Annotated in this window: 10 protein-coding genes, 1 other RNA gene and 2 pseudogenes; 6 read left to right on the forward strand and 7 right to left on the reverse strand. The window is 69.9% G+C overall.

All coding sequences use genetic code 11. The annotated features are described in order from the left end of the window. Positions 1 to 260: 260 nt before the first annotated feature. Positions 261 to 2252 carry a DNA/RNA helicase domain-containing protein gene (locus tag ACFWPS_RS06755; RefSeq protein WP_383701798.1) on the forward strand — a complete coding sequence of 664 codons (1992 nt, stop codon included), beginning with the start codon at positions 261 to 263 and terminating at the stop codon, positions 2250 to 2252. Between the two features lie 134 nt (positions 2253 to 2386). Then, positions 2387 to 4300, forward strand: a complete 1914-nt coding sequence (locus ACFWPS_RS06760; protein WP_383701800.1) for a DNA/RNA helicase domain-containing protein — start codon at positions 2387 to 2389, stop codon at positions 4298 to 4300. Positions 4301 to 4585: 285 nt separating this feature from the next. Here the strand turns inward: ACFWPS_RS06760 and rnpB are convergent. From rnpB to ACFWPS_RS06790, 6 genes and pseudogenes are all read right to left on the reverse strand, one after another. Then, positions 4586 to 5001: RNase P RNA component class A (gene rnpB / locus ACFWPS_RS06765), an RNA gene on the reverse strand. Positions 5002 to 5116: 115 nt separating this feature from the next. Then, positions 5117 to 5902 (reverse strand): annotated as a pseudogene (locus tag ACFWPS_RS06770) (DMT family transporter); the annotation flags it as partial. A gap of 16 nt (positions 5903 to 5918) precedes the next feature. Beyond that, entirely contained in the window at positions 5919 to 6746 is an 828-nt protein-coding gene (locus ACFWPS_RS06775; RefSeq protein ID WP_383701802.1) for a helix-turn-helix domain-containing protein, read from the reverse strand. Between the two features lie 18 nt (positions 6747 to 6764). Further along, positions 6765 to 7283, reverse strand: coding sequence for a TetR/AcrR family transcriptional regulator (locus tag ACFWPS_RS06780; RefSeq protein ID WP_383701880.1), 519 nt, complete (start codon positions 7281 to 7283; stop codon positions 6765 to 6767). 31 nt (positions 7284 to 7314) lie between these two features. Next, complete coding sequence (locus ACFWPS_RS06785) at positions 7315 to 7737, reverse strand: DUF4260 family protein (protein ID WP_383701804.1); 423 nt, start codon at positions 7735 to 7737, stop codon at positions 7315 to 7317. Between the two features lie 81 nt (positions 7738 to 7818). After that, entirely contained in the window at positions 7819 to 8451 is a 633-nt protein-coding gene (locus ACFWPS_RS06790; protein WP_383701806.1) for a TetR/AcrR family transcriptional regulator, read from the reverse strand. 46 nt (positions 8452 to 8497) lie between these two features. Between ACFWPS_RS06790 and ACFWPS_RS06795 the strand changes: the two genes are divergently transcribed. The 3 genes and pseudogenes from ACFWPS_RS06795 (at position 8498) to ACFWPS_RS06805 (ending at position 11637) form a co-directional block, all read left to right on the forward strand. After that, the gene (locus ACFWPS_RS06795; RefSeq protein ID WP_383701808.1) at positions 8498 to 10102 is read left to right on the forward strand and encodes an FAD-dependent monooxygenase; all 1605 of its coding nucleotides are present in this window, start codon (positions 8498 to 8500) and stop codon (positions 10100 to 10102) included. 60 nt (positions 10103 to 10162) lie between these two features. After that, positions 10163 to 10945, forward strand: a pseudogene (locus tag ACFWPS_RS06800) (MerR family transcriptional regulator). Then, positions 10942 to 11637 carry a hypothetical protein gene (locus ACFWPS_RS06805; protein WP_383701810.1) on the forward strand — a complete coding sequence of 232 codons (696 nt, stop codon included), beginning with the start codon at positions 10942 to 10944 and terminating at the stop codon, positions 11635 to 11637. The pseudogene ACFWPS_RS06800 and the gene ACFWPS_RS06805 overlap by 4 nt, the downstream one beginning before the upstream one ends. Here the strand turns inward: ACFWPS_RS06805 and ACFWPS_RS06810 are convergent. Then, the gene (locus ACFWPS_RS06810; RefSeq protein WP_383701812.1) at positions 11528 to 12964 is read right to left on the reverse strand and encodes an RNB domain-containing ribonuclease; all 1437 of its coding nucleotides are present in this window, start codon (positions 12962 to 12964) and stop codon (positions 11528 to 11530) included. The two genes, ACFWPS_RS06805 and ACFWPS_RS06810, sit on opposite strands and share 110 nt — an antisense overlap. Before the next feature lie 116 nt (positions 12965 to 13080). On the opposite strand from ACFWPS_RS06810, the gene yaaA reads away from it, so the two are divergent. Beyond that, the gene (gene yaaA, locus ACFWPS_RS06815) at positions 13081 to 13863 is read left to right on the forward strand and encodes a peroxide stress protein YaaA (protein ID WP_383701814.1); all 783 of its coding nucleotides are present in this window, start codon (positions 13081 to 13083) and stop codon (positions 13861 to 13863) included.

Here is a 13863-nt window from a genome sequence, read left to right on the forward strand (position 1 = left end):
CCGTCACAGTCCGACCTCCGCGGTGTCCTTCCGTTCCCGTACAAACAGGCACCGGAAACATGCGCCTAAAAGTCTTCCGGCTGACCCTACCTTGCAGCGGTTATCTCCCCACCATGCGTGCTTGGGACTCCTGGCTCGATCTTGCACCCACGGCTCCGAAGCGAGCTAACGTTGCACGCTGTCATCGCGGCCCGCCAGGCTTCCGCTTCCCAGGACATGCCTCCACCCGCAAGGGGTTCGGCGTGCCGTGGGGGAAGTCCTTGTCGTCCTATCTGCTCCGGGAGTCTGCTGCCTCGCTCGCCGAGGAGGTCAAGCGCCAACCTGGAATGGCTCATCGCCCGCTGACCGAACGGCTGATCCTGGCCTACAAGGACAAGCACAAGCGGAAGAAGGGCAAGGACCAGGAGGGAACGCCTCCGGCGAACGGTCTCGTCGAGGCCTGGGAGAACAGTCTTCCTCCGGTGATCAATGCCCTCGTCGAGCGGGGTCTTGGTCAGGTGGAGGTGTTCATAGAGTTCGGGCTTCCGCACACCGACGCCGATGTGGACATGCTCCTGGCCGGCGTGCACCCGGGCAGCGGTGCACCCTCATACGTGTTGATCGAGCTGAAGCAGCAACGTTCCGCCACTGTGCACCCGGAGCGGTCGGTCGCTGTCGATCTCGGCTTCGCCAACTGGAAGCTGCATCCGGTCCGGCAGGTGCAGAAGTACTGCGACTATCTGGTGCAGTACAAAGCCGCCCTGCGCGGCAAGCCCGAGAGCGTCGTCGGAGCGGTGCTGATGCACAACGCTCACGACGATGACGTGCGAGAGCTGTTCCAGCTTCCGGAGAGCGAGCACGGGCGCCTCTACACCATGGACCGGTTCGAGCAGTTCCGGAAGTTGCTGGGTGCGCGGCTGGCCGCGCTGCCGGGTGGCGAAGCCGCCCAGGTATTGATCGACTCCCTTGAGTACGATCCTCCGAAGATCGCCGACGTCAACCTCCCCACGCGCATGGGGCCGCCGGAGCACTTCCAGCTGCTGGACGAGCAGGAGCTGGCGCACCAGGACGTACACGAAGCGGTACGACGGGTCCAAGAGGGCGGCACCAAGGAAGTCATCATCGTCCGGGGCGGGCCGGGCAGCGGCAAGAGCGCGATCGCGCTCGAACTCCGGCGCACCCTCGACCAGGCCGGCTGGAACGTCGTTCACGCGTCGGGAGCCAAGGCACTCACCCTGACCCTTCGCGAGACCTACGCGCAGAATGCACCGCGCGGCATGAAGGGAAAGCTGAAGAAGGAAGCCACACGCCTGTTCACCTACTTCAACCAGCTGAAGAAGCTGCCGCCGGACAGCTGTGACGTGGTCATCTGCGACGAGGCACATCGCATTCGCCGCCACTCCGTCGACCGGTACACGCCGCGCGAGGAGCGGGAGAACGCACGACCTCAGGCCGACGAAATCATCGAAGCGACACGTGTCCCCGTCTTCCTGCTCGACGACTGGCAGTCCCTTCGCCCCGGCGAGGTCGGCACGGCCGAGTACCTGATCGAACGCGCGAAGGCGTTGGGGCTTCGGCACACCCTCATCGACCTCGGCGGCATGTTCCGGGCCCAGGGAAGCGCCTACTACCGGGACTGGGTGCTGAAGCTGCTCAGCGTGGGCGTGCACACACCTCAGGTCTGGGTGCCCGACGGGCGGATGCAGGTTCACCTCGCCGACTCTCCGCAGGAGATGACGGACTTCCTTGAAGAGCATCGACTCACAGGGGCGACCACGCGAACCGTCGCCGGTTTCTGCTGGCCATGGAGTAATCCGGACGAGAACGGCAAGCTGGTCCCGGACGTCACCATCGGCGATTGGCAGCAGCCCTGGAACGTGAAGAGCGGGCATGCCGTGGAAGGCGCACCCGATGCCGACTTCTGGGCCACCGACTCGCGGGGAACCGGGCAGGTCGGTTGCGTCTACACCGCCCAGACCTTCGAGTTCGACTGGGTGGGCGTGATCATCGGCCCCGATCTCGTCTGGCGTGAGGGACGTTTCGCCATCGACCGGACCGCCACCCATGACCCGGAGCTGCGGCCCAAGACGATCGACGAGGCCGATATCGACCGATGTATCCGTAACGCCTATCACGTCCTGCTGACCCGCGGAATCATGGGCGTGGTGATCTACTCGACGGACGAGGCCACGCGCGACGCTCTGCGCGGGCATGTGATCACTTCGGTACAGCATCCGCTCCCCAAACAGATGCGCAAGATCGTCGGTCCGTGACGGCGCTTATCCGCCAGTCGACCTCGCACGCCGTTCGGTAGCATTCGATCAATCGTCAATGCGGCCCGCCGGGCTTCCGCCTCAGGACATGCCCCCACCCGCACGAGTTGTTTCGTGCTGTCTGGGGGCCTCTCTTGCTGTTCCGCGACTCCGCCGCTGCAGTCGCCGCCCGCCGCCTCGAAGGATCGTTGGGCCTGTATCTCACCGAGCAGTTCACTCGGGTGCATGGGTACAGGCCGAGCATGGCGGAAACGCGCTCCTGGGAGCGGAGCATTCCGGCTCTCACCGACGCGCTGCTCGATGCCGGGCTCGGTCAAGTGGAGGTGCTGCTGGAGTTCGGGCTGCCGTTGACGAGCAAGCGGGCCGATGCGGTTCTCGCCGGAGTCCATCCCCGGACCGGTGAGCCCTCGTATGTCGTTGTTGAGCTGAAGCAGTGGAGTGAGGCTCACCCCGACGACGATGATCCTTTGCTGTGCATCCTGGACGACTACTCCCGTCCGGTCCTCAACCCCATCGAGCAGGTGCGCGGTTACTGCGACTACCTCGTCGCCTTCAACGGTGCGCTGGCCCAGCATCCGGAGCGGATTTCGGGCGTCGCCTACCTTCACAACGCAACCGCGTTCGGCGCGTCCGGCCTCGACGAAGTCGAACTCAGTGAGCGCGGGCGCATGTTCACGGCGGACAGGCGCGGCGACTTCCTCGCATACCTGCAGTCGAAGCTGGCCGCCGCATCTGGAGCCAAGGCAGCCGACGAGTTGTTGCTCGCCAAGGTCCAACCTTCGAAGCAGTTGATGGCCGTCGCGGCGCAGGAGGTCCGCGAGCGGGAGCAGTTCGTGCTTCTCGACGAGCAGCGTGTGGCGTACGAGACCGTGCTGAAGGCCGTCGAGCGGGCGCACGAGGCTGATCACAAAGAGGTTGTGATCATCACGGGCGGGCCGGGAACCGGCAAGAGCGTGATCGCCCTGTCGCTCCTCGGTGAGCTGTACCGGCGGGGAGTTCCCGCCCTGCACGCGACCGGCTCGCAGTCGTTCACGAAGACCATGCGCAAGGTGGCCGGCGCGCGCAAGCCCGAAGTGCGTGACCTCTTCAAGTACTTCAACAGTTTCGTGACCGCCAAGCGGAACAGCCTGGATGTGCTGGTGTGCGACGAGGCCCATCGTGTGCGGGAGACGTCTGCCAGCCGTTTCACTCCGGCGGCGCATCGCACCGGTAAGCGGCAACTTGAGGAGCTGATCGACGTGGCCCGCGTGCCCGTCTTCCTCCTGGACCAGCACCAGGTTGTACGGCCCGGGGAGACGGGGACCGTCGAGGAGATCAAGGCAGCGGCCGCGCAGAAGGACCTGCAGTGCCGGGTAGTGGAACTGGACAGCCAGTTCCGCTGTGGTGGGAGCGACGCGTACCTACGGTGGATCGTACGGCTGCTGGGGCTGGAGGGCGACGAGGCCGTCGTGTGGGAGCCCGATGGTCGGATGCAGCTCGATGTCGTCGATTCTCCGGAGGAGTTGGAAGCCCTTCTGGACGAAAAGCGGTCGAAGGGGTACGGGGCCAGGTTGTCGGCCGGGTTCTGTTGGCGCTGGTCGGATGCCAAGCCAGGTGAGCCGCTTCCCGCCGATGTTCAGATCGGCGGCTGGAGCCGGCCGTGGAACCTCAAGGGTGAGCGGTCGATCATGGGTGCACCGCCATCAGCACTCTGGGCCACTGACCCTGCGGGCTTCGGCCAGGTCGGCTGTGTCTACACGGCGCAGGGCTTCGAGTACGACTGGAGCGGCGTGATCATCGGGCCCGACCTCGTCTGGCGGGAGAACGGCTGGGTCGTCGACCGGGCCGCTTCGAAGGACCCCGCCCTGCGGAAGGGGAACGGCAACACTGCGGCATCGGACATCGACGTGGATCGGTTGATCCGCAATACGTACAAGGTGCTCCTGACTCGTGGCATGGTCGGCACGGCCATCTACTCGACAGATCCGGAGACTCGGGCGAAACTGCGCGAGCTGGTGAAGCCTGGGAGATCGACTGCGACGGCTCTCGGCGCGGGACTGCGCCGCTAGGTCAACTGCTACTGCCGCAACCACCGGACGAAATTTCCTGCCTCCTCACGAGTGCGGTCCACTACTCAGCCATCGCGGCGGAAACCCGGATACTGCAGGGCAGAGGTCACTTGCTTAAGGTCGGGTCCTGAGGACGGCAATCCCGCCACCCCACGGCTACTTTCATGGCTACATACGTAGCCGCACGCCCCCGCGTGAACCAGTACGGAACAGGGCCTCGTCGCTCTCCCCGACAGAAACAAACAGGACCTGACCAGAACATTCGCTGGCTAGCGATCCGAAAGGCAGACGAGTCGGGCTGTACGCCGGGTTCTGTTCCGAGGGTTCCTCGCGGAGCCCTCGGCGACGGCCATCCATCTAGGGCCGGTGTTGCCACCGGCCTCGTGCGGTCTACCCGGGGGCTCGGGCGGGCAGCCCTCGAACGTCCCCGCAGAAGCGCCTTCCATATCCCAGAAGGCGTTTCCTTTTGACCTTGCTCCGGGTGGGGTTTACCTAGCTGCCCAGGTCGCCCTGGGCACTGGTGGTCTCTTACACCACCGTTTCACCCTTACCGAGGACCTAGGTCCCCGGCGGTTTGCTTTCTGTGGCACTGTCCCGCGAGTCGCCTCGGGTGGCCGTTAGCCACCACCCTGCCCTGTGGAGCCCGGACGTTCCTCGGGAAGCCCCCTAAGGGGACTCCACGCGGCCGTCCGCCCGGCTCGTCTGCCGTGTCGACCATGTTACCGGGCGTTCCGGCCTCTTCGGTGCCGAGGCCATCGTCGCCAGCACCGACCCCGCCAGGATCAACGCGAAGGACACGGCGATCGTCGGGGTGAAGCGCTCGTTCAGGAACAACGCACCCGCCGCCACCGCCACCGCCGGGTTGACGTACGTGATCACGGTCGAGCGGGTCGGGCCTATCTCCTTGATGAGCTCCAAGAACGCTACGAAGGCCACCGCCGTGCACAGGACGCCCAGGGCGAGGAGGGAAATCAACGCGTTCGTCGAGGGCACCGAGGTCGGCCAGGTCGCCGCCGCCGCGGGGGCGTAGACCAGGGCCGCCAGGGTCAGGCACGGCGCTATCAGCTGCAGCGTCGGGACGTCCTTCAGGCGGCGGGCCGCTATCAGGGGGGCCGTCGCGTAGCCGATGACCGTGAGGAGGACCTCGCCGAGGGAGCGGGCGTCGCCGCCGGTCAGGTGGGGGACGGTCAGGACGCCGACGCCGGCCAGGCCGATCAGGAGGCCTGCGATGCGTCGTACGCCCAGGTGTTCCCGTTCGCCGCCGAAGTACCTCGCCGCCACCACGCCCACGATCGGTACGCCCGCTATCAGCAGGCCCGCCGTCGAGCTGGACAGGTGGCGTTCCGCGTCGGTCAGGGTGAACCACGGGCCCATGATCTCTATGCACGCGAAGGCCAGCATCGGGCGCCAGTGGGTGTGGAGGGTGAGGAACAGGCCGCCCTGGCGGATCGCCAGGGGGAGGAGGAGCAGGGCGCCCACCGCGCAGCGCGCGAACACCACCGTCGACGGGGACACTTCGTCCACCGCCACCTTGATCATCAGATAGGGGATGCCCCAGATCACTCCCATGAGGGAGAACAGGAACCAGCCGCGTGCAGTCATGCGCCAAGCATCGGTGTCAGTACCGTGCCGCGTCTTGAACGCTGTTGCGGTACGCCGCCGGGGTCACCCCCAGCACCCGGCGGAACCAGCGGGTCATGTGGGCCTGGTCCGCGAAGCCGACCACTGTCGCCGCCTCCGCCGGGCGCAGGCCCGAATCCAGCAGGGCACGGGCCCGGGTCACCCGGTACTGGGCGAGCCATGCGTACGGCGGGACGCCCATCGTCGTACGGAAGGCCCGGAGGAGCTGGTAGCGGGAGAGGCCCAGGTCGGCCGCCAGGTCGGCGAGGGAGGGAGGGGCGGTGAGTTCGTCAGCCAGGCGGTCTCGGACGCGGAGGGATATGCCGTGGGCTCCGGGGATCTCGTCCCTCGCCGGCCGGGCCGTGGAGTGGCGGCGGGACAGGGCCGTCAGCAGCCAGGGGAGGCGGGATTCGGCCTCCAGGGGGTCCGGGCAGGCGGCCAGTTCGATGTGGGCCTGGCGGAGGGCCACGACCAGTTCCGGGTCGTACACGACCGGGTCCCGGAAGTGTGGCACGGCGTCCAGCGTGCCGTCCGCCAGCAGGGACGGGTCCGCGTACAGGGCACGGTAGGCGTAGCCCTCGTCCGGAGTGGCCGGGCCGCCGGTGTGCATCTCGCCGGGGGCCAGGACGATGATCCCACCGGGGCCGGTGCGGATGTGGCCGCCACGGTAGGCGATCACCTCGGACCCGCCTACGCACACCCCGATCGAGAACTCGGCATGCGTGTGCGGGGCGTACACGTGTTTGTCGAAGCGCGCCGTCAGCATGTCGAGCGGCGGGCCGCAGCGGCCCAGCCGTGCTCTTGTCCACCGTGCGTGTTCAGCCACCTTCGGCACCCCCTTGCGCTAAGGGTGCAACGTCCTCAGGCCCCGTTTCCATGCCGCGTCCAGGTCGGCGTCCTCCGGGAAGCGGCCGTGGATCTCCAGGATCACCATGCCGTGGGCGAATGCCCAGGTGGCGCGGGCCAGGTCGAGATCGCCGCCGCAGGCCCGCAGCAGGGGGAGAGCGGCCCTGTCCTCAAGACCGGGCGGCAGAGCAGCACGCGGGAGGGGGCGCTCCGTGGCCAGGCAGTACAGGTGGGGGTGGGCCAGAGCGTATGTGCGGTACGCCTCGGCCAGTGTCTCCAGCGAGCCGGGGGCGTCGGGGGTGCGGGACTCCGCCGCCTCCAGCGCCTCGGCCGACTCCTCCAGCATCTGCGCGATGAGTTCGACCTCAACGGCGTGCTTGTCCGGGAAGTGCTTGTAGAGCGACGGCGCCTTGATGCCCAGGCGGTCGGCCAGGGTGCGCATGGTGAGGACGGCTGGACCGGACTCCTCCAGCAGGTCCCGGGCCGCCGCCACGATCTGCCGTGCCCTTGCCGTCAGGCGCTCAGTCGCGGCAGTCGCATCGGTCGCGTCAGTCACGCTGGAAACCCTCCTTCGTACGCAGCCCGTACCCGAAAGCGCGATCGTACGAGATGTGGGCCAGCCAGCCGCAGAGGGCGGCGAACGCCGGGGGCCAGGAGAAGTAGGGCTGTGCCGCGTACGCCGCCAGCAGGCCCAGCGGCACCAGCGCCCGATGCATCGCGTTGTAGTACGGCACCGCGCGCGGCGCCAGCTGGCCCTTCGCCATCCGGGGCGCCTCGTCGAGGGCGACCAGGAACGTGAGGTCCGGGAGGATCAGGAAGAGCAGGGCGAGGGCGCCGGCGAGCCAGCCGTGGTTCACGCCCTCCAGGACCGCGAACGCCGTCCAGAAGAGGGCACCGGCCAGCCAGGCCGTGCGGCGCGCCACCACCGTGGCGGTGCGGAGGGCTGGGGTGACGTTCGTGGTGCTGGTCATGGCTGCCTCCCGAGGGCATTTCAGCTAACGCCGTTAGCCACGACGATACGGCTAACGGCGTTAGCCGTCAAGCGGGTGCGGTCACGGCACCATCCGCTCCAGCGCGTCGAACGCCGCCCCCATCCGCTCCCGATGGTCCTCGACGATCTCCGCGAACCGGTCGCCCGCCAGCTGACGGCGCACGGACGTGACACACACCGTGCGGTACGCGGCGACGGTCACGGCCGCCACCAGTTCCGGGTCGGCGAGCCCGGCCTCGGCCAGCGCCCCGGCCAGCGCCCGCTCCACCTCCTCGACCGCCTCACGGGCCCGGGCCCGCAGCGCCGGCGAGTCGGCCACGACCGGCCAGAAGCCCGCGAAGTTCTCGCCCACGCCGCCCAGCGGATGCCGTGCGTCGATGAACCGGAAGGCCAGGCGGCGCAGCGCCGCGAGCGGAGGTTCGCCGGGCACACGGTCCCGCACCGCCCCCGCGAAGGCCGCGACGGCCTCCGGGATGCGGTCGAGGAACAGGTCCTCCTTGCGCGGGAAGTAGTTGAAGACGGTCATCGCCGAGACCCCGGCCGCCCGCGCCACCTCTGCCACCGTCACCTGCTCGAAGCCGCGCTCGCGGAACATCACCGTCGCGACGTTCGAGATCCGCTGCCGCGTCTCCCGCTTCTTGCGCTCCCGCAGGGACTCCCCCGGCCTGTTTTCATCCATCACGTCATCCGTCACGAGAAAACTATAGCCGCTCGAAAGTTTTAGTGACTACAGTGAAGTCATGAACGCAAGCATGAGGACTGCACACAAGAACGACTACGACGTGGTGGTGGCCGGCGGTGGGCCCGTCGGGCTCTTCCTCGCCTGCGAGCTGCGGCTCGGCGGTGCGAAGGTGCTGGTGGTGGAGCGGCTGGCCGAGGTGGACGAGACCATCAAGGCGGGCGGGATGAACACGGCGGGCGCGGTGACCCTCTACCGGCGCGGGCTGCTGCCCGACCTCACGGCGGCCTGGGAGCGGAACCGGTGGCGGATGCGGGCCTTCCTCGGGGACCGGGAACGGGACCAGGACCGGGAGCAGGACCGGAAGCAGGGTGCCGACGCGCCCCGGACTCTCCCAAGGACTCCCCCGAAGTTCGCCGGGCACTTCGCCGGGATCATGATGCGCGGTGACCTGTTCGACGACTCCGACCCCGCGTTCGCCGACATCGGCCCCGCCGACGGCGTCGGCCTCGGCGTCCCGCAGGTGGAGCTGGAGCGGATCCTGGGCGCCCGCGCCGAGCGGCTCGGCGTCGAGATCCGCCGGGGCGTGGAGCTGACCGGCTTCGACGCCGACGACGACGGAGTCGTCGTACACCTCGACGGCGACGCAACGGTGCGAACCGGGTGGCTCGTGGGGTGCGACGGCGGCCGGAGTACCGTCCGCAAGCTCGCCGGGTTCGACTTCCCCGGGACCGAGCCGGAGATCACCGGTTATCAGGCGGTCGTCGAGATGAGCGGGGGCGAGCGGCTGGGGGTCGGGTGGAACACCACCGACGTGGGGACGTACGTCAACGGGCCCTTCCCCGGCCGTATCCTCACCGTCGAGTTCGACGGGCCGCCCGCCGACCGCTCCGCGCCGATCACCGCCGAGGAACTGCAGGCCGCGCTGCGCCGGGTGTCGGGGGTGGACGAGGTGACCATCCACGAGGTGCACTCCTCGACCCGGTTCACCGACAACGCCCGGCAGGCGAGCGGCTATCGCAAGGGCCGGGTGCTGCTCGCGGGCGACGCGGCGCACGTGCACTCGCCGTTCGGCGGGCAGGGGCTCAACCTCGGGCTCGGCGACGCCATGAACCTCGGCTGGAAGCTGGCCGCCGTGGTGCGCGGGCTCGCGCCCGGGACCCTGCTCGACAGCTACACCGCCGAACGGCATCCGATCGGTGCCTGGGTGCTCGACTGGACCCGCGCCCAGATCGCCGTGATGCGCCCCGACCGGCACGCCCGCGCCCTACGCCGGGTGGTCGCCGATCTCGCGCTGACGACGACCGGGACGACGTATCTCGTCAAGCAGATCTCGGGCGTCTGGCAGCACTACGACCTGCCCGGCGAGCACCCGCTGACCGGGCAGAGCGCCCCGGACCTGGAACTCGCCGACGGCACCCGGCTCGGCGACCACCTGCACGACGGCCGCGCCCTCCTCCTCGACCTCGCCGACGACCCGAAGCTGCGCGCCCGCGCGGAGGGGTACGGCGACCGGGTGGAGGTCGTCACCGTGGGCTGCCCGGGGCGGCCGGAGCTGACCGGTCTGCTCGTACGGCCCGACGGATTCGTGGCCTGGGCCGCGGACGGGAGCGATCAGGGAGACGACCTCGACGACGCCCTGACCCGCTGGTTCGTCGCCGCCTGAGCCCACGGATCGGCGGCTTGACCCTGCCGCGACGTCAACGTCTCTACTGGTCCCACGCGGATCGGAGAACTCGCCGCCGCCGTCGGCGTCACCACGCGCACGGTGCGGCACTACCACCACCAGGGCCTGCTGCCCGAGCCGGAGCGGCTCTCCAACGTCCCCCACTCTCGGCTTCGCTCGAGCGGGAGGTGCCCCCATCCGGGACTACACCCTGCGGCACGCCGTCGTCCTCGCCCGGATCCGGCGGCTGACCGAACTGGGGCTCGGGCTCGCCGAGGTGCGGGACGTGCTCGCGGACGACGCCGGCAAGGACCTCGTCGAGGTGCTCACCGAACTCGACGGGGACCTCGCCCGGCAGGAGGCGGAGATCCGGGGGCGGCGGCAGCGGCTGCGGGCCCTGCTGGACGCGGGCGAACTGCCTGCCGAGGGGCCCGTCTCGCCCGAACTGGCCGCCCTGTTCGCCGAGACGGCGCCGCGGCTCGCCGACTCCCCGATGGCCGCCAAGGACCGTGAGGTGTTCGCCCTGATGGAGACGGTCGCCGACCCGGCGGCCCGGGAACGGTTGATGTCCCTGGCCGGTGCCATCGCCGGGTCACCGCAGGCGGTGGCCCGCGCGAACGAGGCCTACGCGCTGCTCGACGCGCTCGCCGACGCGGACCCCGGTGACCCCCGGGTGGCCGAGGCGGCCCGGGTCCTCGCCGACTGCATTCCGACGAGGCGTTCCCCGACGGCGTCGTCGACCACGAGGACGGTTTCCTGCGTGCCCTCTACGCCGACCTCGCCCCGGCCCAGGCGGCGGCGATCCGCCGGGCCCTGGACATCGTCAGCGGACGACGGCCATGAGGGCGGCGCACTCCGTGCCGTACTCCGTGCTCCGGCACGAGCTGCGGCTGCTGGCGAGTCTGGTGCTGTGGGCCGCCCGGCGGACGGGAGGGATGAGAGGGACGGGGGTGACGTTCGGGTACGCGAAGGGCCAGGGCGCCATGATGTTCGGGCTCGCCTTCGTGTGCGTGATCGAGACGGTCGGTGTGTCGGTGCTGCTGCGCAACTGGCCGGCCGTGCACCTCGTCGTCCTCGTCCTGGACGTCTACACGGTCCTCTTCGTCATCGGCCTGCACGCGGCCTCCGTCGTCCACCCCCACCTGCTGACCCCGGACGCGCTGCACGTCCGCAACGGCGTCCGGCTCGACCTGCGCATACCGCTGGACGCGATCAGGTCAGTACGGCGCGAGACGCGCTACCGGCACGAGAAGACGGCCGGTGAACTCGACGTGCCCATCGGCTCGCAGACCTCGGTGACCCTCGAACTCGCCGAGCCCATCGCCCACTTCGGCCTGCTGGGCCGCCGACAGGAGGCGGGCGTCGTCCGCTTCCACGCCGACGACGCCACCGATCTCGTACGACAGCTCACCACAACACGACAGCTCACGCAGGCGCGAAGCGCACCTTCGTCGTCCCCGGGTCGGCCTCCGTCAGGCGCACCGGCAGCCGCTCGCCCAGCGGAAGAGGCTCGCCGGCCTCGATCCGGCCTATGACGGCGGGCTGCTGCAACAGCACCTTCCCGACCGTCGGCCGGCGCGGCTCGACCTCCACCACGCATCCGTCGAAGACCTCCCCTACCCGGTCCTTGAGCAGGGCCGCCTCGACGATGTCGACGCACTCCCGCTCCACCGTGCCGGCCCGCCGTGCCCCTTCGGCCATCTGCTTGGGGAGCGTGTCCAGCGCCATCGGCACCCAGTCGGGCGGCTCCTCGCCGGCGGCCGCCGCCAGGCACAGCTCCGAGGCGTAGCGGTCGGCCAGGCGGCGCAACGGCGCGGTGCAGTGGGCGTAGGGGGCGGCCACGGCCGCGTGGGTGGTGACCGCGGGGAGGACGCCGTCGCGGAAGACCGTGTAGCCGGCGCCGCGCAGCAGCGTGGTGCACTCCTGGAGGAAGGCCGCGTGGCGGGGGCGGCGCGGGTTCAGGGAACGGATCAGCGCGGCGTACGAGACGTGGTGCGGCCACTCGATGTGCAGCGCGTGCGCGGTACGGCGCAGGCGGGCGACCGCGCCGTCGGGGGCGGTCGGGAGGGTGCGCAGCACGCCGGTGCCGTAGGCCAGCATCAGGTCGGCGGCGGCCATGCCGGTGAGCAGGGAGATCTGGGCGTTCCAGGCGTCGGCGGGCAGCGGCGCGCGGTAGGTGAGCTCGTAGGTGTGGTCGTACTCGACGATCTCCTGCTCCGGCACGTTGAGGGAGATGCCGCCGCGCTCCACCTCGAGGCGTTCGCGGGCCTCGCCGATCTCCTTGAGCAGCGCGACGGGCTCCTCGGCGGTGCCCTCGTCGATGCGCTTCTGTACGCCCGCGTAGTCGAGCTTGGCCCGGCTGCGGACCAGGGCCCGGCGGACGTCGGCGGTCCGTGTCCGTCCGTCTGCGTCCAGGTCGATGGTCCACAGGACGGCCGGACAGGTCTGGCCGGGGAGCAGGCTGGCCGCGCCCTCGCTCAGCACGGTGGGGTGCAGCGGGACCTTCTCGTCGGGGAAGTACAGGGTGTTCACGCGGTGATGCGCCTCGGAGTCCAGTGCGCCGCCGGGTACGACGAAGGCGGCGACGTCGGCGATGGCGTACCGGACGCGGTAGCCGCCGTCGTGCCGGGACAGGTGCATCGCCTGGTCCAGGTCGTCGGCGGTGGGCGGGTCGACCGTGAAGAAGGGGATGTCGGTCGCGTCGTGGCCGGGCACGGCCGGGAACCTGGCGACGCCCTCGGCCTCCTGGAGGACCTCGGGCGGGAAGCTCTCGGGGACGTGGAGGTCGGCCCGGAGCGCGGCGAGCGCGGCCCGGAGGGGGGCCTCGGGGGCACCCTTGACGCGGATGTGACGGCGGGGCATAGGACGAGCGTAGTCACAGGACGCCGGTCCGGCCCCTTACGCTGGCGCGAAGCGTTGATGATGAAACGCCGGTCGTGAACGGCGGTCGTGAACGCCGATGACGAAGAGGAGTACGTGTGCTGGTCCTGCTGCCGCCCTCGGAAGGCAAGGCGTCCTCGGGCCGTGGGGCCCCGCTGAAACCGGAGTCACTGTCCCTGCCGGGGCTGGCGGCGGCGCGCGCGGCCGTGCTCGCCGAGCTGGTCGACCTGTGCTCCGGTGACGAGGAGAAGGCCCGCGAGGTGCTAGGGCTGAGCGAGGGGCTGCGCGGCGAGGTCGCGAAGAACGCGGCGCTGCGGACCGCGGGTGCCCGGCCGGCCGGGGAGATCTACACCGGGGTGCTGTACGACGCCCTCGGCCTCGCCTCCCTGGACGCCGCGGCGAAGAAGCGGGCCGCGCGGTCGCTGCTGGTCTTCTCGGGGCTGTGGGGCGCGGTCCGGGTGACGGACCGGATCCCGTCGTACCGCTGCTCGATGGGGGTGAAGCTGCCGGGGCTGGGCGCGCTCGGCGTGCACTGGCGCAAGCCGATGGCCGAGGTGCTGCCGGAGGCGGCCGGGACGGGGCTGGTGCTGGATCTGCGGTCGGCGGCGTACGCGGCCGCGTGGAAGCCGAGGGGCGAGGTGGCCGCGCGGACGGCGACCGTTCGGGTGCTGCACGCGCCGACGCGGAAGGTGGTCAGCCACTTCAACAAGGCGACGAAGGGGCGGATCGTACGGAGTCTGCTGACCGCCGGGATCGCCCCGGGTGGTCCGGGCGAGCTGGTGGAGGCGTTGCGGGAGCTGGGGTACGAGGTGGAGGTGGCGGCGCCCGCGAAGGCGGGGCAGGCGTGGGCGCTGGATGTGCTGGTGGCAGAGGTCCACTGA

Source organism: Streptomyces sp. NPDC058457, assembly GCF_042720695.1.
Classification (GTDB): domain Bacteria; phylum Actinomycetota; class Actinomycetes; order Streptomycetales; family Streptomycetaceae; genus Streptomyces.

Coding starts and splice junctions, on each gene's coding strand:
- ACFWPS_RS06785 (WP_383701804.1), bottom strand. CDS start 7,737: ATGACCAGCACCACGAACGTCACCCCAGCCCTCCGCACCGCCACGGTG.
- ACFWPS_RS06795 (WP_383701808.1), top strand. CDS start 8,498: ATGAACGCAAGCATGAGGACTGCACACAAGAACGACTACGACGTGGTG.
- ACFWPS_RS06805 (WP_383701810.1), top strand. CDS start 10,942: ATGAGGGCGGCGCACTCCGTGCCGTACTCCGTGCTCCGGCACGAGCTG.
- ACFWPS_RS06810 (WP_383701812.1), bottom strand. CDS start 12,964: ATGCCCCGCCGTCACATCCGCGTCAAGGGTGCCCCCGAGGCCCCCCTC.